This is a genomic window from Streptomyces sp. CBMA152 (genome assembly GCF_014596475.1).
Taxonomy (GTDB): Bacteria; Actinomycetota; Actinomycetes; order Streptomycetales; family Streptomycetaceae; genus Streptomyces.
In genome coordinates this window covers 1-20155 of the sequence record NZ_MECJ01000006.1, presented here as the reverse complement: position 1 = coordinate 20155, position 20155 = coordinate 1, and the positions used below count along the sequence as shown (strand labels likewise).

20 protein-coding genes and 1 pseudogene are annotated in these 20155 nt (G+C 72.6%); 6 read left to right on the top strand and 15 right to left on the bottom strand.

Translation table 11 applies throughout. From position 1 onward, the window contains the following. Positions 1–23 precede the first annotated feature (23 nt). A complete protein-coding gene (locus BG418_RS05795; RefSeq protein ID WP_188272615.1) occupies positions 24–1235 on the bottom strand; it encodes a CapA family protein in 1212 nt (403 codons plus the stop codon). A gap of 267 nt (positions 1236–1502) precedes the next feature. Between BG418_RS05795 and BG418_RS05790 the strand changes: the two genes are divergently transcribed. Further along, the gene (locus tag BG418_RS05790; protein ID WP_317453538.1) at positions 1503–2087 is read left to right on the top strand and encodes a sigma-70 family RNA polymerase sigma factor; all 585 of its coding nucleotides are present in this window, start codon (positions 1503–1505) and stop codon (positions 2085–2087) included. On the opposite strand, the gene BG418_RS05785 is transcribed toward BG418_RS05790, so the two are convergent. Then, positions 2006–2194, bottom strand: coding sequence for a zf-HC2 domain-containing protein (locus BG418_RS05785; protein WP_188272614.1), 189 nt, complete (start codon positions 2192–2194; stop codon positions 2006–2008). The genes BG418_RS05790 and BG418_RS05785 overlap by 82 nt on opposite strands. 131 nt (positions 2195–2325) lie before the next feature. Here BG418_RS05785 and BG418_RS05780 point away from each other — a divergent pair, with 131 nt between their 5' ends. After that, complete coding sequence (locus BG418_RS05780) at positions 2326–2817, top strand: hypothetical protein (protein ID WP_188272613.1); 492 nt, start codon at positions 2326–2328, stop codon at positions 2815–2817. Between the two features lie 23 nt (positions 2818–2840). Here BG418_RS05780 and BG418_RS05775 read toward each other — a convergent pair whose 3' ends face one another. Beyond that, positions 2841–3581: a LytTR family DNA-binding domain-containing protein gene (locus BG418_RS05775; protein ID WP_188272612.1), complete on the bottom strand. Its 741-nt coding sequence runs from the start codon at positions 3579–3581 to the stop codon at positions 2841–2843. Positions 3582–3667: 86 nt separating this feature from the next. Between BG418_RS05775 and BG418_RS05770 the strand changes: the two genes are divergently transcribed. Continuing rightward, the gene (locus tag BG418_RS05770) at positions 3668–4315 is read left to right on the top strand and encodes an anti-sigma factor (RefSeq protein WP_188272611.1); all 648 of its coding nucleotides are present in this window, start codon (positions 3668–3670) and stop codon (positions 4313–4315) included. A 25-nt stretch (positions 4316–4340) separates the two neighbouring features. Here the strand turns inward: BG418_RS05770 and BG418_RS05765 are convergent, their stop codons facing one another. From BG418_RS05765 to BG418_RS05745, 5 genes are all read right to left on the bottom strand, one after another. Then, entirely contained in the window at positions 4341–5201 is an 861-nt protein-coding gene (locus tag BG418_RS05765; RefSeq protein WP_188272610.1) for an Fpg/Nei family DNA glycosylase, read from the bottom strand. Between the two features lie 38 nt (positions 5202–5239). Further along, complete coding sequence (locus tag BG418_RS05760; RefSeq protein ID WP_188272609.1) at positions 5240–6598, bottom strand: wax ester/triacylglycerol synthase family O-acyltransferase; 1359 nt, start codon at positions 6596–6598, stop codon at positions 5240–5242. Positions 6599–6727: 129 nt separating this feature from the next. Then, on the bottom strand, positions 6728–8767 hold the full coding sequence (locus BG418_RS05755) for a SpoIIE family protein phosphatase (protein WP_223184429.1): 2040 nt from the start codon (positions 8765–8767) through the stop codon (positions 6728–6730). 37 nt (positions 8768–8804) lie between these two features. Further along, positions 8805–10109, bottom strand: a complete 1305-nt coding sequence (locus tag BG418_RS05750) for a DUF6777 domain-containing protein (RefSeq protein ID WP_188272607.1) — start codon at positions 10107–10109, stop codon at positions 8805–8807. A 189-nt stretch (positions 10110–10298) separates the two neighbouring features. Then, a complete protein-coding gene (locus BG418_RS05745) occupies positions 10299–10460 on the bottom strand; it encodes a hypothetical protein (protein WP_188272606.1) in 162 nt (53 codons plus the stop codon). 356 nt (positions 10461–10816) lie between these two features. On the opposite strand from BG418_RS05745, the gene BG418_RS05740 reads away from it, so the two are divergent. Beyond that, positions 10817–11374: an inositol oxygenase family protein gene (locus BG418_RS05740; RefSeq protein WP_188272605.1), complete on the top strand. Its 558-nt coding sequence runs from the start codon at positions 10817–10819 to the stop codon at positions 11372–11374. A 45-nt stretch (positions 11375–11419) separates the two neighbouring features. On the opposite strand, the gene BG418_RS05735 is transcribed toward BG418_RS05740, so the two are convergent. Both BG418_RS05735 and BG418_RS05730 read right to left on the bottom strand, forming a co-directional pair. Beyond that, positions 11420–12955, bottom strand: a complete 1536-nt coding sequence (locus BG418_RS05735) for an SDR family NAD(P)-dependent oxidoreductase (RefSeq protein WP_188272604.1) — start codon at positions 12953–12955, stop codon at positions 11420–11422. 127 nt (positions 12956–13082) lie between these two features. Continuing rightward, positions 13083–13775 carry a (2Fe-2S)-binding protein gene (locus BG418_RS05730; protein WP_188272603.1) on the bottom strand — a complete coding sequence of 231 codons (693 nt, stop codon included), beginning with the start codon at positions 13773–13775 and terminating at the stop codon, positions 13083–13085. A gap of 295 nt (positions 13776–14070) precedes the next feature. Between BG418_RS05730 and BG418_RS05725 the strand changes: the two genes are divergently transcribed. After that, entirely contained in the window at positions 14071–15036 is a 966-nt protein-coding gene (locus BG418_RS05725; RefSeq protein ID WP_188272602.1) for a DMT family transporter, read from the top strand. Here the strand turns inward: BG418_RS05725 and BG418_RS05720 are convergent. Next, complete coding sequence (locus BG418_RS05720; protein ID WP_188272601.1) at positions 15006–16202, bottom strand: transglycosylase family protein; 1197 nt, start codon at positions 16200–16202, stop codon at positions 15006–15008. The two genes, BG418_RS05725 and BG418_RS05720, sit on opposite strands and share 31 nt — an antisense overlap. 212 nt (positions 16203–16414) lie before the next feature. Here BG418_RS05720 and gndA point away from each other — a divergent pair, with 212 nt between their 5' ends. After that, on the top strand, positions 16415–17857 hold the full coding sequence (gene gndA, locus BG418_RS05715; protein WP_188272600.1) for an NADP-dependent phosphogluconate dehydrogenase: 1443 nt from the start codon (positions 16415–16417) through the stop codon (positions 17855–17857). A 37-nt stretch (positions 17858–17894) separates the two neighbouring features. On the opposite strand, the gene BG418_RS05710 is transcribed toward gndA, so the two are convergent. The 4 genes and pseudogenes from BG418_RS05710 to BG418_RS05695 form a co-directional block, all read right to left on the bottom strand. After that, the gene (locus tag BG418_RS05710; RefSeq protein WP_188272599.1) at positions 17895–18575 is read right to left on the bottom strand and encodes an aspartate/glutamate racemase family protein; all 681 of its coding nucleotides are present in this window, start codon (positions 18573–18575) and stop codon (positions 17895–17897) included. Positions 18576–18589: 14 nt separating this feature from the next. Beyond that, positions 18590–19045, bottom strand: a complete 456-nt coding sequence (panD, locus tag BG418_RS05705) for an aspartate 1-decarboxylase (protein ID WP_188272598.1) — start codon at positions 19043–19045, stop codon at positions 18590–18592. Between the two features lie 220 nt (positions 19046–19265). Further along, positions 19266–19766 carry a DoxX family protein gene (locus BG418_RS05700; protein ID WP_188272597.1) on the bottom strand — a complete coding sequence of 167 codons (501 nt, stop codon included), beginning with the start codon at positions 19764–19766 and terminating at the stop codon, positions 19266–19268. A 163-nt stretch (positions 19767–19929) separates the two neighbouring features. Next, positions 19930–20155: pseudogene (locus BG418_RS05695) on the bottom strand (M56 family peptidase); the annotation flags it as partial.

Below are 20155 nucleotides of genomic sequence, written 5' to 3'. Positions count from 1 at the left end.
CCGGCCCTCGTAGCAGCTGCCGTCTACCGGTCCGCCATCGTCAGGCCGTTCTTCGCCGCTCCGCGGCTCAGCACCGCCTCGCGGATCTCCGCCTCGGCGTCCTTGTAGTCGGCCCGGTCCGGCGCGGACTTCAGGGCCTCCGGCAGGTCGACCACGCGGCCCCGGTCGACGTCGATCCACTGCGGGATGAACTCCGCCTTGCTGACCTCCCACCGCGCCCCCGGCCGCACCGGCGGCGCGAAGGTGAAGCGGCCGATCGAGCTCATGTTCCCGCGCGCGTCGCGCTCGTCGTTGTTGTTGAACATCTCCCCGGCGATCTGGTCGCCCTCCCCGTAGATGATCCAGGTGCCGTTGACCTTCTCGTACGCCTGCGGGATGTGCGCGTGCGTGCCCAGGATCAGGTCGATGTCCGGCCGGTCGCCGGTCTTGGACGCGGTGAGCGCGCGGCCGAGCCGCAGCTGCTGCTCGTCGGGCTCGGTCTGCCACTCGGTGCCCCAGTGGACGCTGACGACCACGATGTCCGCGCCCGCCTTCCGCGCCGCCCGCGCATCCGCGATGATCTTCTGCTCGTCGATGACGTGGACGGCCCACGGCTGGCCCTCGGGCATCGGATAGCCGTTGGTGTCGAACGTGTACGCCAGCTGGGCGACCTTGGCGCCGCCCGCCTCCAGCAGGGCGGGGGTCGCGGACTCCCTGGCCGTGCGGCCCGAACCGGTGTGCTTGAGCCCGGCCTTGTCGAAGGCGCGCAGGGTCCGCGCGATCCCCTCGGCCCCGTCGTCGAGGCTGTGGTTGGACGCGGTCGAGCAGGAGTCGTACCCGGTGTCCTTGAGCGCGGCGGCGATCTGCGGCGGCGAGGTGAACGCCGGGTACCCGGTGAAGGGCCCGCCGTCCGGCCCGTACACCGTCTCCATGTGACAGATCGCCAGGTCCGCGCGCGAGACGATCGGCTTGACCCCGGCGAGCATCGGCCGGAAGTCGTATCCGTCGCCGCCCGCGTCGGCGGCGGCGCGCTGCATGGTCGAGGTGTGCGGCAGTACGTCACCGGTGGCGACCAGCGTGAACGGACGCGGCGCGGCGGACGCGGCGCCGCCGGCCGGCGTCGGCGTGTCGGGCCGCTCGGAGTCCTGGTGGTGCGGCAGGCGCGTGACGGCCCGGTGCTCCCCGGCGCACCCGGCGGTCACGGCGAGGACGAGGGCCGCGAGGGCCGCCGTCCGCCGTGTTGTTCTCTGCGTCATGGCGCGGACTCCATGGGTCTGAATGCCTGCGGGAAATATCTGATGGATTGTCAGATATCCATATCATGCAGATTTGTTCCCTTTTCCTCACCGTTCGCCGCACCATTCGCCGCGCCATTCGACCGTTCGTCGCACGTCGTGGTCCGACCGCTGTCGCCGGCCGCCCGATTGCGCTCGGATACGGGCTGCGGCCCGCGGACTTCTCGGGAAGGGGCGAACACGGTGAGCAGGGGTTTCTCGGAAGCGGCCGGCACCTGCGCGGCCGAGGTGCGGCGGTACGCGCGCGAGCCCGACCTGGCGGCGCTCCAGCGCGACCACGGACCCGCCCTGATGCACTTCCTGCTCGGCCTCACCTACGGCGACCGCCAGCGCGCCGAGGATCTGCTCCAGGAGACGCTGGTGCGGGCCTGGCAGCACCCGGAGGCGTTCGACGGCCCGTACGCCTCGATGCGGCCGTGGCTGTTCACCGTCGCCCGGCGCCTGGCGATAGACGCCCGCCGGGTCCGGCAGGCGCGGCCGGTCGAGGTGCCCGACACGGTCCTGGACGCGCCGGAGCAGGCGCAGGACGACCACGCCGAGCGGTCGGCGGCGGCGCTGGACGTCCGGGACGCGGTGCGCACGCTCAGCCCCGAGCACCGGGCGGTGCTCGCGCAGATCTACTTCCGGGGGCTCAGCGTCGCCGAGGCCGCCGAGGTGCTGGGGGTGCCCGCCGGAACCGTCAAGTCCCGTTCGTACTATGCTCTTCGGGCCCTGGCGCGGGTCCTGCCGGGCTACTCGTCCGGCGGATCCTCGGCCAGGTCCTCCTCAAGGAGCAGGGCCAGCATCGAGGGTGTCTCCGCGACCTCCAGGTAGGCCGCGCGACAGCCCGCGCAGCTGCGCAGATGCCCGGCGACCCGGCGGTCCTCGTCCGGGGTCAGGGCGCCGAGGACGTACGCGCCGAGCAGCTGCCGCACATGCATGGGCACCTCGTGTGGGGTGACGGATCCTGCCCTTCTGGCCACGGCGGGCACGCGCCCCCGGTTCAATGCTCCCTGGAGCTCCCTGGAGCTCCCTGGAGCGCCTGGACAGTCGATGAAAGAGGCGAGACGGAATGCGTCCGGAGGGTACGAACGGGACCAGCGGTGGCGAACTGCTGGTACCGATGGCATGGATGTACGCGGAGTACATCGCCGACGAATTACTGCGCACCGGCGATCTCATGCCGCCGACGACGCTCGAATTCAGGGCCGGACGCAACGCGCTCGCGTTGACGATCTTCCTGTCGGACGGCGCGGTCGGCGGCGCACGCGTGGTGGCGCGGCTCGACGAGTGGAGTTCGCTGACCGCGGCCGGCCGGCCGTGGCACAGCTGGGTCCGCGAGCGTCTTCGAGAGCGCGCGGCGACCGAGTCGGGCCCCGATCTGGCGCTGGCGCTGGACGCGTGGCGCTGGCTGGAGGAGACCGAGCTGCTCGCCGCGGACCTGGACGCGGTGGTGCCGGGCGGAGTCGATCCGCTCGCGGAGGCCGAGGACGAGCCGCGGGTATGGACCCCGGCCTGGGAACTCGGGCTTCCGCTGGGACACTTGGCGATCCACCTTTTCTGATGACTCGTCAGATCTGACGGGCATCAGCGCTCGCTGCGACGCAACAGCTGGTCGCGGAGGGTACGCGCATGGCGGCGGCTGACGGGGAGCTCGGCCCCGCCGATGCGGACGGTCATGCTGCCCGCGTCCAGACGCAGTTCGTCGATCCGGGCCAGCGCCACCAGATGGCTGCGGTGGATGCGCACGAATCCGTGCGAGCGCCAGCGGTCCTCAAGGGTGGAGAGCGGCACGCGCACCAGATGGCTGCCCGTCGCGGTGTGCAGCCGCGCGTAGTCGCCCTGCGCCTCGGCGTACGCGATGTCGGCGACGGCCAGGAAGCGGGTGACGCCGCCGAGCTCGACGGGGACGACCGACTGCTCCGCGGGCGTGCGCTCGCCCGACAGTTCGGCGACCCGCCGCACCGCCTCGGCCAGGCGTTCCCTGCGGACGGGCTTGAGGACGTAGTCGACGGCCTTCAGGTCGAACGCCTGGACGGCGAAGCCCTCGTGGGCCGTGACGAAGACGATCAGCGGCGGCCGGGCGAACCCGGCGAGCAGCCGGGCGATGTCGAGTCCGGTGAGCCCCGCCATGTGGATGTCGAGGAAGACGACGTCGACGCCCTGCTCGTCGTGCGGCCCGGATTCCAGGGCCGCACCGATCAGCCGCAGCGCGTCGGTGGCCCCGGTGGCGCCCTCGGCGCTGCGGATCCTCGGATCCGCGCGCAGCAGGTACAGAAGCTCTTCGAGGGCGGGGGCCTCGTCGTCGACCGCCAGTACGCGCAGCATGCGGTCGGATTGTAGGTGCGCCCGCGCCTCTGCGTCCCGTCCCGTGTGACTTGAGTGATTGGGGCCCCGTCTGCGTACCAGACGGCATGAGGCCGCTGGAACTCCACCGGGACGTCGGGGCGTACGCGCTCGGTGTACTCGGTATCGCCGACACCTTCCGCTTCGAGGAGCACCTGGCGCAGTGCGCGCGCTGCGCACGGCTGCTGGAGGAGCTGGGAAGCGTGGAGGCGCTGCTCGCCGCGTACGTGCGCTGGACGCCGCCCGGGATCGACCCGGTCGCCACGCCCTCGCCCGCGCTGCTGCACTCGGCGCTCGGCGCGGTGGAGGTGCGGCGTCGCAGGCAGCGCCGGACGCGGGCCGGTCTCCTGGTGGCCGCGGCGGCGCTGGTGGCGGGCGCGCCCTTCGCGACGATGAGCCTCCTGTCCGATCCGGCCTCGCCGCACTGGGCGACGACCGCGTCGGCACCCGGTGTCACGACGACGCTCGCGACGGCCCCGGCGGGCTTCGGCACCGACGTCGGGCTCGATGTGGGCGGGGTGCGGGGCCCGGTGGTGTGCAAGCTGGTGGCGGTGGGGCGCGGCGGCGAGGAGGACACGGTGGCGACCTGGGCGGTACGGGACGCGGCGACCGTACGGATGCGGGGCGCGGCGGCGCTGGCGCCGGGCGACATCACGCGCTTCGAGGTACGGACGAGCGACGGCACACGCCTGGCGACGCTCAGCCGGTCGGGATAGCGCCCGAACTCCCGTATGCGCAAAGCTACTTGAGGAGCTTGGACATCCGGCGGTCGGCGAGGATCTTGCCGTCGGTCTGACAGGTGGCGCAGTACTGGAGCGAGGAGTCGGCGAACGAGACCTCGCGGACGGTGTCGCCGCAGACCGGGCAGGGCTCGCCGGTGCGCCCGTGCACCCGCAGTCCGCTCTTCTTCTCCGCCTTGAGTCGCCCGGCGGCGAGCCCGTGCGAGCGCTCCACCGCGTCGGCGAGGGTGGTGCGCAGCGCCTCGTACAGCGTGGTGATCTCGTCGTCCGTGAGATGCGCGACGGGCTTGAACGGCGACATCTTGGCGGCGTGCAGGATCTCGTCGCTGTAGGCGTTGCCGATCCCGGCGATCAGCGACTGGTCGCGCAGCGCGCCCTTGAGCTGGCGGCGCTCCCCCGCGAGGAGCCCGGCGAGGTCGTCGCGGCCGAAGCCGGGGGCGAGCGGGTCGGGGCCGAGCCGGGCGATGCCGGGCACCTCCTGCGGGTCGTGGACCAGATACACCGCGAGGCTCTTGCGGGTGCCCGCCTCGGTCAGGTCGAACCCGGCCCCGCCCGCCAGCGCGACCCGCAGCGCGAGCGGCCCTTTGCCGGGGCGCGGCGGGTCGGCGGGCAGCGTGTCGTGCCAGCGCAGCCAGCCCGCGCGGGCCAGGTGGACGGCCATGTGGAGCCCGTCGGCGTCGATGTCGAGGAACTTGCCGTGCCGCCCGACGCCGGTCACCGTCCGCCCGTCGAGTGCGTCGACCGGTGGGTCGTACGTCTTGAGGACGCTGATCGCGACGGGCCGCGCGCGCTCGATCCGTTCGCCGACGAGGTGGACGGCGAGGAAGTCACGCAGCGCTTCCACTTCGGGCAATTCCGGCATACACCCCAGATTAGCCGGGGCAGGGCTGGGGTTCCCGGTCAGCGCGCGACCTGCGACACCCCGGCGACCTCCTCCACCAGCGCCGCCAGCTCCTCGTGCAGCGCCTCGGCCAGCCGGTCGAGGTCGGGCAGCGCCTTCCCGTCCGCCACCAGGCCCACATGGACCCGGCCCCCGTACGTCGACAGGGCGACTGCCAGCGACTGCCCGCGGGCCAGCGGGGCCATCGGATAGATCTCGCGCAGCTCGCAGCCGCCGAGCGAGAGCCGGGTGCGGGGCAGCGGCACGCTGGTGACCAGCAGATCGAAGAGGAGGCGGGCCGCGCCCCCGGCGAGCGGCGCGCCGAACCGGTGGGCCAGCGGCGGCAGTCGGTCGGCGAGCACGGCGACCGCCCCGGCGCCGCGCCCGGGCCCGGCGGCCTTGTTCCGCTCCATCGCGGTACGGACGACGGCGAGCCGCGTGGCGGGATCGGGCTCGGCGACCGGGAGGCCGAGGAGGTACGCGGAGAGCTTGTTGCCGGAGCCGGGCGCGGCACCGGGGCGTCGGCGCGAGACCGGGACCAGGGCGCGGGGTTCGGCGCCGGGCAGCGGGGAGCCGCGTTCGAGCAGCCAGCGCCGCAGCCCGCCCGCCACCACCGCGAGCAAAACGTCGTTGGCGGTGCCGCCGACGGCCCGGCGCACCCGCTGCACCTCGTCCCCGTCGAGCACGGCGGTGGCCAGACGCCGGGTGCCGCTGGAGTCGGCGGCGAGCGCGGAGCTGCCGAACTCGATCCGGCTGGCCCGCACCACGCTGGCGCCTATGCCGACGGCCCGGGTGGCCTCGCCGACCCGGTCGCGGGCGAACCCGGCGACCGCGCGCGGCCCCGGCAGCCAGGACCTCGCGGGCGCGGGACGGCCCCGCCGCTTGGGTGCTGCCGCCAGCTGGTCGAGGATGCCCGCCACGATGGCGACGGCCCGCATGCCGTCGGCGAGCGCGTGGTGCAGCTTGACCAGGACCGCGAAGGGCGCGCCCGGGCGCCCGTCGTCCGGGCCGGTCAGGACGTACATCCGCCAGGGCGGCAGGCCGCGTTCGAGGGGCCGCTCCATCAGCTCCCCGGCGGCCCGGGCGGCCTCGGCGGCGAAGTCGCCCGCGGGCAGCTCGACCCTGCGTACATGCCGATGCACGTCGAACTCCTTGTGCGTGACCCAGGCGGCCCCGCCGACCGGGAGCCAGACGCCACGCACCCGCATCCGCAGCCGCCGGATCGCGGCGGCCCGCTCGGCCAGCAGGGCGAGGATCCGCTCGCCGTCACAGCCCGGGCGGGACTCGAACACGGCGAGCGCGCCCAGATGCATGGGGTGCTCGGCCGATTCGAGATGCCAGAACGCCAGGTCGAGAGGGGCCAGAAGCTCGCTGCTCAAAGGGGCCTCGTATCAGTCGCGAACGGGAGGGCGGCGACGCTGCCGACCGTACGAGTTCAGCAGTCAAGCGCGAACGTTCGGTTACGGTCAAGTACTGTCGGATTACGTATGGTTACCATCAGGTAGCCGTCAACTCGCGGCGCGCTCCGGCACGATGAACTCGCACCACACGCACTTGCCGCTCCCCCGCGACTCCACACCCCACACATCCGCGAGCCGGTCCACCAGCATCAGGCCGCGCCCCGAGACCCCGGAGTCGCCCGCGTCACGGCGGCGCGGCAGGGCGCTGGAGCGGTCCTCGACCTCGACCCGCAGCCGCCGTTGGGGCCCGGCAAGGACCCGTACGGTGACGATCGCGCCGCCGTCGGTGTGCATCAGCGCGTTGGTGATCAGCTCGTCGGCGGCCAGCTCGATCTCGTCGGCGCGCTCCCGGGCGCCCCACGCCCGTACCGCCGCCCGGATCATATGGCGCGACGAGCGCAGCGCCTCCGGGTCGTTCTGCGCCACGTGCTGCTGGAGGCGGCCGCCGGCCTGCGGGGCCTCCAGGGCGCGCCGGCGCAGGAGCAGCAGCGCCACGTCGTCGTCGCCCGCGCGGTCGTCGACCACGTCGCACATCCGGTCGGCGAGCTCCTGGAGGTCGGCGGGACCGGTGCGGACCAGCGAGGCGAGCAACTGCATCCCGTCGTCGAGGTCGGCGCCGGGCTGCTCCACCAGGCCGTCCGTGAACAGCAGCAGGGTCTGGCCGGGGTCCAGCTCGATGGTGGAGACCGGGTACTCAAGGCGCCCGAACTCGGCGGAGAGGCCCAGCGGGAGGCCGCCCTCCACCGGGAGCCTGCGGCAGCTGCCGTCGGGGTGGCGCAGGAGTGGGTCGACATGTCCGGCCCGTACGAGCTGGACGACTCCGGTCGACAGGTCGGCCTCGGCGTACGTACAGGTCGCGAAGCGGTCGGTGTCCAGCTCGTGCAGGAACACCGAGGCGCGGGCCATCACGGTGGCCGGGGTGTGCCCCTCGGCGGCGTACGCGCGCAGCACGATGCGCAGCTGTCCCATCACGGCGGCGGCGTGCGTGTCATGGCCCTGGACGTCGCCGATGACCGCGCCGACGCGGCCGCCGGGCAGCGGGATGACGTCGTACCAGTCGCCGCCGATGTCCCGGCCCAGCCGCGCCGAGCGATAGCGCACCGCGATGCGCGCGCCGGGCACATCGGGGATGCGGCGCGGCAGCATCGCCTGTTGCAGGCCCTCGGCGAGGTCGTGCTCCTGCTCGTAGAGCACGGCCCGTTGCAGGCTCTGCGCGATGGAACTGCCAAGGGCCACAAGGAGGTTGCGCTCGTCCGCCGTGAAGCCGGTCTTGTCGCTGTAGAGCAAGCCGAGCGCGCCGATGGGCCGGGCCTGGGCGATCAGCGGCAGATAGGCGGCCGCGGTGATGCCGAGGCCGCTGATGTGCGGCCACAGCCGGGGGTAGGAGCGGGCGAAGTCGTCCGGGGTCTGGATGAAGCGGGGCGCGAGGGTGCGCACGACCTCGCTCATCGGGTACTGCTCGTCGACGCGGGTCCAGCGCGTCCCCGGCACGAAACTGTCGGCGGGGCCCTCGGCGACCAGATGGATGCGGCCCGACTCCAGCAGGCCCATCACCAGGCTGGTGGCGCCGAGGTGTTCCAGGCCGTGCGAGCCGTTGAGCACGTCGATGACGTCCTGGACGGTACGGGCGTGGGCGAGGGCGGCCGTGGTGCTGTCGACCACACCGGTCCGGCGGCGGTCCTCGTCGTCGCGGTCGGGGCGGGCACTGGAGTCGGCGAGCTCCTGGGTGGCGTCGCGGACGACGCCGATGATGCGCTGCGGACGGCCGTCGTCGTCGCGCTGCACACAGCCCTGGGTGTGCGTCCAGCGCGCGCTGCCGTCGCGCAGCCGTACGCGGAAGTAGGCGCCGTAGTGGCGGCTGCCGCTCTTGAGGGCCAGCGAGACCATCGCGTCGAGCCGGGTGGCCTCGCTCGGGGTCACCCGGCTGCCCAGCGTCTCGGGGCGGCCGTCGTACTCCTCGGGCCGCATGTCGAACACGGCGAGCGCCGACGGGTCCATGTGCAGCTGGCCGCTCACCAGGTCCCAGTCGAAGGCGCCCATGTGGTTGAGGGCGAGGCTGAGACCTGGGTCGGCGGGCCAGTCGTCCATCGTCATTCCGATCTTTGGGCCGATCGGGGGCATCCGGTCAGGTCAGCTGTCGGGCGTCCAGTGGTGGCTCGGTGTCGAAGTCGGAGGTGCCGGTCGGCATCTCCGTGCTGCCGGAGCCCGAAGAAGGCTCCTGGGGGAAGACCGGCGGCGGCTCCGAGGGCAGCGTGGGCAGCTCGGTGGACGGGGTCGGCACGAGCGGCTGTGTCGGCGGCAGCGTGCTGGGCGTACGCGGCGAGGGCGGCTGCGTCGTCAGCTTGGGACTGACCGTGACGGTGGCCGTGGGGCAGCCCGAGGGTGTCGTCGCCGCGTTGGGGGTCGCTGCCACGTTGGGCGTGGTGCCGCCGGGCGTCGCCGCCGCGTTCGGCGGGGTGCCACCAGGGGCGACCCCGGGGGGCGACTGCGTCACGGTGGTGGTCGGGGTCCCGGGCGGGCAGTTGGTGCCGGTGGACGCGCTCGGCGAGTTCGGGGACGCCGAGGACTCGCTCGGCGAGGTGCCGGGGCTGGACTGCTCCGGGCTCACCGGGGTCACCGGGCTCGGCGACTCCGGGACGACCGGCGCGGTCGGGTCGATCTGGATGTCGGGCCGGTCGCGGTCGCGCGCGCCGTTGTCGCCCCTCCTGCGCTCGATCCAGGTGTTGTTGATGATGTTCACGATGATCAGGCTGTTGATCACCGTGGTGGTGCGGTTGATGACCACGGTCCGCTGCGGCTGGTAGCCCGGCCAGGACTGGCCCCGGGACGCGGCCCCCTGGGTCGCGACCGGCGGGTTCAGCGGGTTGCCGCAGGCGCACCGCACCCGTGGGATGCCGTGGTCGTCGACCATGACCGCGGTACCGGCCTGGAGGACGGACTGGAAGGCGGTGGCATGGCCGTCCTTGAAGCCGTGGTTGGTGACCCGGGTGTCGGCCCGCAGCACCACCGGGGTGAGACCGCGCAGGAACGAGGGCAGGTCGTTCTGGTTGATCCCGGCGGTCTCGGAGAACGCCCGCGCCTTCGCCTTGTCTGCGTCCAGGAACCGGATCTGCTGCTCCACGTCGCAGCTGGCCACCGACTGCGTACCGCCGTACAGGCCGGGTGTGGAGCCGGGGACGGAGTGGATCGCCTGCACGGGCGCCGACGGGCTGGGGGCGCTCGGCGGTGGCTGCGAAGGGGTCAGCGGCTTGGCGGACTTGGCCGTCGACTCCGTGAAGGGGTCGGGGCCGGCCGCGGCGACCGGCTGGAGGAACAGCTCCTTCTGGTCGGAGGCGCTGTTCCCGCTGCTGCCCGAGCCGCACGCGGCGACGAGGACGGCGATGGACATGACGGTCGCGGCCAGGCTGAACCGGCGTGGGGTCGAGCGCACGTAGATCTCCCACCTGTTCGCCCCGAGTTATCCCTATATTGTCTGCCGGAGTTCGGGCGGGTCCGCAAGCGGACGGCGGCCTTTCGTACGCATCGCGCGGTATGGAAGCCAGCGGACATGGAGGTGCCCCCTGCCGGAGCAGGGGGCACATCGGGGCAGGGAACGGTGCGCTCAGCTCACCCGGTTCACTCAGTCGATGCCCGGCAGGATGTGCGGCTCGGCGAGGTCGTCCTCGTAGCCGGCCAGCCGGATCGGGGCCGAGCGGGCCCAGACCTCAAGGTTGCGGAGCTTTTCGGGCCGGCCGGTCCGGTCGCCGCCGCGTTCCGGCGTCCGCTGTTCGCGTTCAGTCATCTCTGGTGTCACCGCGCACTCCTCTGTGTCGCGTAACCCTGGGCGTGCCGGCGACTCCGGTCTCTTCCCGGGCGCCGACCGCCCGAAAAGGGCAGGGGGCAGGGGCAGTTCTGACGCGGTGGCGCCGGCACTCTGTCGGAAGCTCGGCCCAGTTTGCGGGCCGGTCCCGGAACGGGCATCGAGGACTGGTCGATCCTTTGATGGCTTCCGTCGGGGTCAGAGTAACCAAATGAGCGGGGTCCCGCTCGATGGGGCCACTTCCTTTGCGTCAACTTTCCTTCGCCGCATGTTCAACACGGTGTTCATCCGGCCATGATCTGCTGTCCCGCGACGTCCGCCACCCGGGAGGAGTTCACATGGACCAGCCGAGCCGGCCTCGGTCCGTCGCGGAACTGATGGACCTGCTGTACGCCTGCCGGGACGCCTGGGACACGCCCGATCGCAGCGGCGATCCGGTCGACCTGCACGACCACGCGCTGCAGACCGCGCATCTGCTGCGCCGCGCCCATCCGAGTGACAAGGAGCTCCAGCTCGCCGGGCTCGTACACGATCTGGGGCATCTGCTCCGTCCGGGTGACGACGCGGGCCACGCCGACCGCGCGGCGGACGCGGTGCGCCCGCTACTCGGGGCGCGGGTGGCCCGGCTGGTCCAGCTGCATGTCCCGGCCAAGCGCTATCTCGCGACCGTCGAGCCCGACCGGACGCTGTCGCCGCAGAGCGCGCTGACCCTGCGGGCGCAGGGCGGGGTGATGTCGCCCGCGGAGGCGGACGCGTTCGCGCTCGACCCCGACGCCGAGGCGGCGCTCAGCCTGCGGCAGGCCGACGACGCCGGTAAGGTCGTCGGCCTGGACGTGGGTGTACTGGACGACTGGCGGCCGGTCCTGGAACTGGTGGCGGCCCGGCACGCGCACTGAGCGCTGCACCGGGCCGCTACGACGAGGCCGAACCGCCTGCCGGGCCTACCACTTACCGGGCGCGTAGTCCTTCATGAAGACGCTGTGCAGGTCCTCGCCCGCCTCGCCGCGCACGATCGGGTCGTAGACCCGGGCCGCGCCGTCGACCAGGTCGAGCGGGGCGTGGAAGCCCTCCTCGGCGAGCCGCAGCTTGTCGTGGTGCGGGCGCTCGTCGGTGATCCAGCCGGTGTCGACCGAGGTCATCAGGATCTTGTCGGTGTCGAACATCTCCTGGCCGCTGGTGCGGGTCACCATGTTCATGGCGGCCTTCGCGGCGTTGGTGTTGGGGTGTCCGGCGCCCTTGTAGCCGCGGCTGAAGACACCCTCCATCGCGGAGACGTTCACCACGTACGCACGGCCGTTGGGCGCCTTGCGGGCGGCCTCGGCCATCACCGGGCGGAGCCGGCTGATCAGGATGAACGGCGCGGTGTAGTTGCAGAGCTGGGTCTCGAGGAGCTCGACCGGGGAGATCTGGTCGATCGACTGCACCCAGGTGTTGCTGTCGACGACGTCCGGCAGCAGGCCGCCCGCGTCCAGGGCGCTGCCGTCGCGGTGCTTGGCGATGCTGGCGTTGCCCGCGACCAGGGCGAGGTCGGCGACCCGCTGGGCGTCGAGGCCGGAGGTGCCCAGCGGCAGCGCGGCCGGCCCGCCAAGATCACTGACCGACCCGGAGTTGAAGGCACCGATGACGTGGTGGGCGGGGAGCTCACCGGCGGGCAGCGGGGCACTCTCGCCGTCGACCAGGGCGGCGTACGCGGAGGGCAGCCGGCGCACGGTCTGCGTGGCGTTGTTGATCAGGATGTCCAGCGGGCCCTGCTCCGCGGTCTGCTCGGCCAGGGCGACCGCCTGCGCCGGGTCGCGCAGGTCGATGCCGACGACTTCGAGGCGGTGCATCCACTCTGCCGAGTCCTCCATCGCCTTGAAGCGGCGGATGGCGTCCTTGGGGAAGCGGGTGGTGATGGTGGTGTGGGCGCCGTCGCGCAGCAGCCGCAGCGCGATGTACATGCCGATCTTCGCCCGGCCGCCGGTGAGCAGCGCGCGCTTGCCGCTGAGGTCGGTGCGGGCGTCGCGGCGGAACCGGTTCTCGGCGGCGCACTTCTGGCAGAGCTGGTGGTAGAAGTAGTCGACTTCCACGTACCGCGTCTTGCAGATGTAGCAGGAGCGCGGGCGCTGGAGTATCCCCGCGATCTCTCCGGTCGGGGTCGCGGAGGACGGCAGGATGCCCTCGGTCTCGTCGTCGATGCGCTCGGCGGAGCCGGTGGCGGTGGCATGGGTGACGGCCCGGTCGTGCGCGGTCTTGGCGGCGCGGCGCTCCTGGCGACGGCGCTGCTTCACGGTCCGGTAGATCGCGGCGGTGGCGCGGCGCACGGCGATCGCGTCGGGGTGGTCGACCTCGATGGTGTCGAGCTCGTCGAGCACGCTCAGGCAGACGGCGAGCCGCTCCGGGTCGATGCCGGGGCCGAACTCCACGTCGGACTCGCCGGGCTCCCGGCCGATGCCGGGACCGTACTCCTGGTCCTGGATGTCCTCTGTCACCGTCATCGCCGTCGCCGTTCCTCGGTCATGTGTGCGGTCGCGCCCGCGCGGAAGTTCCCAAAAGGGGAATCGTACGGAGCGGGGGCGCCGCACACCAAACCGCGCCCATGATCAAGAGCCTTCGCGGCCCTGGTCAGCCGTGGCCCGGCGGGCGGTCGAAGACGCAATCGCCGCAGAGGCCGCCGCCCGGGACGCGGTAGTAGAGGCAGCAGCTGCGGCGACGGAAGGCGGGGCCGGGCATCAGGGTGCCGGTGCCCGCGAGGTCGGGGTGGGCGAAGAGCTCGGCGCCGAGCTCCAGGGCACGGCATGCCGCGTCGGGGCGGCCGTTCCGCCGCGCCCAGCCGTGGAGTTCGCGCACGGCTCCGGCGAGCGCGGATCCCGCGTTGCCCCACAGCAGTCCGTACGAGAGCGGGGTGTCGCGGCGGAAGGCGTCGGCGAGCGGCACCAGGTGGCCGCACTGGACGCTCTCGCGGATCCGCTCGGCCGTGCCGGGCAGCGCGTGCACGCCGTCGAGCAGCAGGTCGTCGGGCGCACTTTGCCCGCCGTCCCAGGAGAGCGCGTCCGGTGTGAGATCGGGCACCTCGCCGTGGAGCACGGCGGGCCCGAGCGCGATCGACCAGAGCCGGGCGACGAGGCCGAGGTGGGCGATGGAGGCGGCGGTGCGGCGCTCGGGGGCGTTCAGGCGGGCCTCGACGGTGTCGATCCGGGCCGTCAGTGGGGCGCTCTCCCCCGCGTACAAACGCGAAAGCGGGAGGTGCCCGCCGCCGGGTGATCCGGTGCGCAGCACGAAGAACCCGCCCACCGACGCCACCGCCGTCAGATCCACCACTCGTCCCCTTTTGACGTCCGCCGCCGCACACGACCGTGGAACGTGTCGTGTCCGCGCCGGGATCCCGGCAATTCTTCCAGATTTTCGACCGAACATCCGTGCGACTACTATGCGACACCCCACGTCGTCGGAGTGGCCGAGAAGATCTCATCACACCCCCGCCGACCAGCAGTTGTCCTAAATGCCCGATGTATGGGCGACTTCTGGAGTAGACGCGTACTCCTATGGCAGTACGTGTCAATGCGTGCTCAAGGACGACGACGTGAGGCGATTCACGAGAGATCGTGGATGCATGAGTGCCCTAGCCCTGTCCGTGCTGCTGTCCCTGATCTCCGCCGTCGCCTACGCGGCCGCGGCGATCGTGCAGGAGCGCGTGGCCGCGGCCACCCCCGACAGCACATATCTCCGCCAGGGCGCCTGGTGGGGCTCCGTGGCACTCAACGGCCTGGGCGCGCTGCTGCACGTAGTGGCGCTCGCCTGCGGACCGCTCACCCTCGTCCAGCCGCTGGGCGCGCTGACCATAGTGTTCGCGCTCCCGATGGCCGCCGTGTTCGTACGGCGCAGGGCGGGGGCAGCGGCCTGGCGCGGCGCGATCATGGCGACCGCCGGTCTCGCGGGGCTGCTCGCGCTGACCACCGACGCGGACGCCGACTCGGTGAACGGCGGCCAGCGCCTGATCCTCGCGGCCGCGACCTTCGCCGGTATGGGGGCGCTCTTCCTCGGCTCGCGGGCGGTGCACAAGCCGGTGCTGCGCAGTGTGCTCCTGGCCTCGGCGGCCGGTGTCTCGTTCGGCATGGCGTCCGTCTTCACCAAAGTGGTGGCCGAGGACTGGAACGACGGGCTGAAGCTCAGCGAGGTGCCGAGCCTGCTGGCCATAGCCGTGCTCGCGGCGGCCGGTCTGCTGATCTCCCAGGCCTCCTACCGAGGGGCCGGGCTCGCCGCGCCGCTGGCGACCGTCACGGTGGTCAACCCGGTGGTCGCGGCGACCGTCGGACTCACCCTGTTCGGCGAGGAGTTCCGGTACGGCACCGCAGGCCTCGCCATAGCCCTCGCCAGCGGCGTCGTGGCGGCGGGCGGTCTGATCCTGCTCACCACCGAGCGGTTGAGCACACCCGCACGCCGCTCACGGACCGAGCGGCAGACGACCACGACCGAGCGAAAGACCCTGCCGGGCATCCCGGCGCCCTGCCAGAGCACCGAGAGCGGCGACGGCAAGAACACCGGCGATCAGAGGCTGACGCCGCCCGCCCTGAGGTAGGCCAGCGGATCGATGTCCGAGCCGTACGCGGGTCCGGTGCGGATCTCGAAGTGCAGATGCGGCCCCGTGGCGTTGCCGGTGGAGCCCGAACGCCCGATCCGCTGACCGGTGTTGATCTGCTGCCCGGCCCGTACGTTCACGGCCGAGAGATGCGCGTACTGGCTGTACCGGCCGTCGGTGTGCCGGATGACCACCTGATAGCCGTAACTGCCGCCCCAGCCCGCCTCGACCACCTTGCCGACGGCGACCGCGTGCACCGCGGTCCCGGTCGGGACGGGGAAGTCGACACCCGTGTGATAGCCGCTCGCCCAGGAGGCGCCGGCCTTGTGGTACGGGGTGCTGGGGTCGGCGTCGACGGGTGCGGTGAAGGTGGCGGTCCTGTGCGAGACCGTCTCCTTGTGCGGGGCGGGCTGCTGCTTCGGCGGCGACTTCGGTTGCTGCTTCGCTGGCGACGGCTTGTGCGGTGGCTGCGGATGGGTCTTCGGCGGGGTCGCCGCACCCGGTAACGCGAGCCGCTGGCCGGGCAGTATCAGATTGGGATCGCCGCCGATGACCTCGCGGTTGTCGGTGTACAGCTGGTGCCAGCCGCCCTTGACGTGCTCGGTGTGCGCGATACGGGAGAGGGAGTCGCCCGCGACGACGGTGTAGGAGTCGCGCTTGCCGGGCACCTTGGTCGGGCTCGCCTGCGCGGCGGTGTGCGGGGTGATGTGCGGAGCGGGAGCCTTCTTCGTCGTCTGCGGGTGGTGGGCCTGGACGTGGGCCACCGCCGGGTGCGCGGACGCGGCGGAGGCCCGGGTGAGACCGGCCTCCCCCGAACAGACCGGCCAGGCACCGGGCCCCTGGTCCTTGAGCACCTTCTGGGCCACGGCTATCTGCTCGCTCCTGGCCGCGAGATCGGCGCGCGGGGCGTACTGCCGTCCGCCGTACGCCACCCATGTCGACTGGCTGAACTGCAGCCCGCCGTAATAGCCGTTGCCGGTGTTGATCGTCCAGTTGTCGGTGGACTCGCAGGCCGCGACCTTGTCCCAGACGTCCAGCGAGGCGGCGTGCGCGGTGCCCGCGCCGATCAGTGGCAGGGCCATGCCCGCCCCGCCCGCCGTCACTGTCAGCGAGGCCCGGTTGATACGGCTCGGCTGATAACGGCGGTGCCGCCCGCGTACGGACATGGGTTCCCCCTCGAACGCTTCAGGAGCCGCCAAAGTACGGGCTGCGAACGCGCTGTGACAAGAGTGCGTACGGGAGTGCGGGCGGGGTCCCACGCGCGCCCCTGCTACCGGCCTGTGCGGCCCGTCCGACGGGAATGCCGCCCGGGTCGCGCGACTTGGACTCTTCCGTAGTGTTGATCGAGCAGCGCACCCGAGTACCGAGGAGCAGTGCCATGAGTGGAACAGCCCAGATCGGCGTCACCGGACTCGCCGTCATGGGGCGCAACCTCGCCCGTAACTTCGCACGCAACGGCCTCACGGTCGCGGTGCACAACCGTACGGCGGCCAAGACCCGGGCGCTGGTAGAGGAGTTCGGCGACGAGGGCACCTTCGTACCGGCCGAATCCGCCGAGGAGTTCGTGGCCGCGCTTGAACGGCCGCGCCGACTGGTGATCATGGTCAAGGCGGGTGAGCCGACGGACGCGGTGATCGCGGAGTTCGCGCCGCTGCTCGACGAGGGCGACGTCATCATCGACGGCGGCAACGCGCACTTCGAGGACACCCGCCGGCGCGAGCGCGAGCTGCGCGAGCGCGGGATCCACTTCGTGGGCGCGGGCGTGTCCGGTGGTGAGGAGGGCGCGCTGCACGGCCCGAGCATCATGCCGGGCGGCTCGACCGAGTCGTACGAGTCGCTGGGGCCGCTCCTGGAGAAGATCGCGGCGAAGGCGCCGGACGGGACGCCGTGTGTCACGCACGTCGGTCCGGACGGGGCGGGCCACTTCGTGAAGATGGTGCACAACGGCATCGAGTACGCCGACATGCAGCTGATCGCGGAGGCGTACCACCTGCTGCGCACGGTCGCCGGGTACTCCCCCGCGAAGATCGCCGAAACGTTCCGGGGCTGGAACACCGGGCGCCTCGACTCGTATCTGATCGAGATCACGGCGGAGGTGCTCGCGCATGTGGACGCGGCGAGCGGCAAGCCGTTCGTCGACGTGGTGGAGGACCGGGCGGAGCAGAAGGGCACGGGGCGGTGGACCGTGCAGATCGCGCTCGACCTCGGGGTGCCGGTCTCCGGGATCGCCGAGGCGGTGTTCGCGCGGTCGCTTTCCGGCCACGAGGACCTGCGCGAGGTGTCGCGCTCGCTGGCCGGGCCGTCGGCGCCGTCGCTGGGCGAGGCGGAGGCGCAGGCGTTCGCGGCGCAGGTGGAACAGGCGCTGTACGCCTCCAAGATCGTGTCGTACACGCAGGGCTTCCACCAGATCCGGGCGGGCAGCGAGCAGTACGACTGGGGTGTCGACCTGGGCGCGGTCGCCTCGATCTGGCGCGCCGGGTGCATCATCCGGGCGGCGTTCCTGGACCGCATCCGGGCGGCGTACGACGCCCAGCCCGAGCTGGTGAGCCTGCTGGCCGACAAGCGGTTCGGCGAGGAGATCGGGGCGGCGCAGGACGACTGGCGCGCGGTCGTCGTGGCGGCGGCGCGGCACGGGGTGCCGGTGCCGGGCTTCTCGGCGGCGCTGGCGTACTACGACGCACTGCGCGCCCCGCGGCTTCCGGCCGCGCTGACGCAGGGTCAGCGCGACTTCTTCGGGGCGCACACCTATCGGCGTGTGGACCGCGAGGGCTCGTTCCACACGCTGTGGGGCGGGGACCGGTCGGAGGTCTCGACGGGGTGAGGCGCCTTCCCGGGGGCGCAAGCCCCCGGGAGTCCCGTCACACCAGCCGTGCCGCCGCCGCCAGCCCCATACGCGGGCTGGTCAGGACCGGGATCTTCGACGGGACCAGCTCCGTCGCGGGGGTCATCGACGCCTGGGCCAGGACGATGGCGTCCACGTCCTCCACCGCCTCGATGGCCTCGGCGACCGCCCAGTGGTAGCCCACCGGGTCGCCCGACTCGAAGAGTTTCCAGGCGCGGTCCAGCAGGACGATACGCGGGGAGACCTCGCGGCCCGCCCTGGCCGCCTCCTCGTGGAGCAGGGTCGTGGTGGAGGCCACCGTGGACTCCAGGGCGGCGATGACGACGACGCGGGGGCCGTACGCGACCGCCGCGACCGCCATCGGGCGGTCCACGCGCAGGACGGGGACGCCGAGTTCGGCCCCGGCCGCCTCCGCGATCGCGCCGATCGTCGAGCAGGTGCAGAGCACGGCGGTCGCACCCTCGGCCACCGCCTCGCCGAGGACCGTCTTCGTGGCCTCGGCCGCGCCGGACGGGCCGGCTCCCTGGGCCCGGCCGAGCAGTTCGGGGTAGACCAAGTGCCGCAGTTCGAGGCCCGGATGGTCCTCGTCCCGCAGCCCGTCGAAGACCGGTACGTGCACCATCGCGGTGTGCAGCAGCGTGAGTTCACCGCCCTGGGGGCGGTCGTCTCGGATGTCGGGGGCGGGCGCGTCGGCCATGGGGGTCTCCCGGGTCAGTGCTGCGGGACGGTGGCGGGAAGCGGTGCGGGGGCGGCGGGTACGGCGTGCGGGCTGCGGCGCTGGTCGGTGCCCGGTACCGGCGCCGAGGCGTCCTCGCCGAGCTCGACGATCCGGTTGTCCGCGTCCACGTGCACGATGCTCGGGCGCAGGGTGCGCGCCTCGGCGTCGTCGACCTGCGCGTAGCTGATGAGGATCACGAGGTCGCCGGGGTGGACGAGGTGCGCCGCGGCGCCGTTGATGCCGATCACACCGGAGCCGCGCTCGCCCTCGATGACGTACGTCTCCAGGCGCGCGCCGTTGTCGATGTCGACGATGTGGACGAGCTCGCCGGGCAGTAGATCGGCGGCTTCCATCAGCTCGGCGTCGACCGTCACGGACCCCACGTAATGGAGGTCCGCCTGCGTCACGGTGGCACGGTGGATCTTGGACTTGAACATGGTGCGCAGCACGGCGTCACTCCCAGCCAGACAAAAGGGTCGCGCCCCCGGTCGGGGTACGCGCCGTCGTCTGACAGGGTACGACTTCGGTCCGCCGCCATGGCCTGTGGCCTGCGTCGCACATCTCAACAGCCGCCGCGGTTGGATGCCCCCGGGCCTCCTTGAGGCAGCGGCGTCCGGCTCAGTCGAACGGCTCCGGCTCCGGCGGCTCGGCCTCGTCGTCCCCGCCGTCCTAGCCCTGTGTCCGACGGCCGACCACGGCGGCCGCGGCCGCCGCGCTGCCGAGGAACGCCAGGGCTACGGTCCACGGCCGGTCCAGGACATGGCAGGTGGCGTGGTCGAGGGAGTAGCGGCCCGCCCCGGCGACGCCGATCGCGGCGGCCGTGAAGCCCAGGAACGCCGGGTACTCGAAGCCGCCGCCCTGGTTGAAGAACCCTGCGGGGGCGTGCACGGAGACCGCGCCCGCCATCGCGCCCGCCGCGGCCGCACCGGCCACCGGGGTGGCGAGGCCGAGGGCGAGGAGCGCGCCGCCGCCCGCCTCGCCGAGCCCGGCGGCCAGCGCGCTCTGCTTGCCCGGCTTGAAGCCCATGTGCTCCATGCCGGCGGCGGTGGCTTCGAGCCCGGAGCCGCCGAACCAGCCGAAGAGCTTCTGTGTGCCGTGCGCCGCGAGGACCGCGCCGGTGCCCACCCGCAGGACCAGGAGTCCGAGGTCCCGTCGGTTGATGCAAGTCATGGCTGCCTCCCGCAGTGCCCGTACGTACGTCTACGCGACGCGTACGCCGTGACGGACGTACGGGTTCCACTCTCGGGGACGGACGGCGCTTGGCCTCAGCGTTGCTGGGCCGTTGGGGTCCCCCCTGCTCATCAAGAGCTTGGGGGGAGAGTCCCTCGGGCGGTCAGCCCTCGCCCTGGGCCGTCTCGATTCCGCCGTGCAGATCGGCCGCGGCCTCCACGGCCGAGACCGCCGACGCGCAGAGGCAGGCGAGGAGCGCGACCGCTATCAGCCGGGCGCCGCGCGAGCGGAGCGCGTCGGCGGCCGGGCGGCGGTCCAGGAGGGCGGCGACCCGGCGCGGCACCGGACCCGCCGCCGACGCGAGCACCGCGCGCGGCCGCGCCGCCGGG

Excerpts from the sequence above, each read along its gene's own strand:
- gndA (WP_188272600.1), top strand. The coding sequence starts at position 16,415 with ATGAGTGGAACAGCCCAGATCGGCGTCACCGGACTCGCCGTCATGGGG.
- BG418_RS05755 (WP_223184429.1), bottom strand. The coding sequence starts at position 8,767 with ATGGACGACTGGCCCGCCGACCCAGGTCTCAGCCTCGCCCTCAACCAC.
- BG418_RS05720 (WP_188272601.1), bottom strand. The coding sequence starts at position 16,202 with ATGTCCGTACGCGGGCGGCACCGCCGTTATCAGCCGAGCCGTATCAAC.
- BG418_RS05745 (WP_188272606.1), bottom strand. The coding sequence starts at position 10,460 with ATGACTGAACGCGAACAGCGGACGCCGGAACGCGGCGGCGACCGGACC.
- BG418_RS05700 (WP_188272597.1), bottom strand. The coding sequence starts at position 19,766 with ATGACTTGCATCAACCGACGGGACCTCGGACTCCTGGTCCTGCGGGTG.
- BG418_RS05785 (WP_188272614.1), bottom strand. The coding sequence starts at position 2,194 with ATGCATGTGCGGCAGCTGCTCGGCGCGTACGTCCTCGGCGCCCTGACC.
- BG418_RS05735 (WP_188272604.1), bottom strand. The coding sequence starts at position 12,955 with ATGACGGTGACAGAGGACATCCAGGACCAGGAGTACGGTCCCGGCATC.
- BG418_RS05770 (WP_188272611.1), top strand. The coding sequence starts at position 3,668 with ATGAGGCCGCTGGAACTCCACCGGGACGTCGGGGCGTACGCGCTCGGT.
- BG418_RS05740 (WP_188272605.1), top strand. The coding sequence starts at position 10,817 with ATGGACCAGCCGAGCCGGCCTCGGTCCGTCGCGGAACTGATGGACCTG.
- BG418_RS05795 (WP_188272615.1), bottom strand. The coding sequence starts at position 1,235 with ATGACGCAGAGAACAACACGGCGGACGGCGGCCCTCGCGGCCCTCGTC.
- BG418_RS05765 (WP_188272610.1), bottom strand. The coding sequence starts at position 5,201 with ATGCCGGAATTGCCCGAAGTGGAAGCGCTGCGTGACTTCCTCGCCGTC.
- BG418_RS05710 (WP_188272599.1), bottom strand. The coding sequence starts at position 18,575 with ATGGCCGACGCGCCCGCCCCCGACATCCGAGACGACCGCCCCCAGGGC.
- BG418_RS05780 (WP_188272613.1), top strand. The coding sequence starts at position 2,326 with ATGCGTCCGGAGGGTACGAACGGGACCAGCGGTGGCGAACTGCTGGTA.
- BG418_RS05725 (WP_188272602.1), top strand. The coding sequence starts at position 14,071 with ATGAGTGCCCTAGCCCTGTCCGTGCTGCTGTCCCTGATCTCCGCCGTC.
- BG418_RS05775 (WP_188272612.1), bottom strand. The coding sequence starts at position 3,581 with ATGCTGCGCGTACTGGCGGTCGACGACGAGGCCCCCGCCCTCGAAGAG.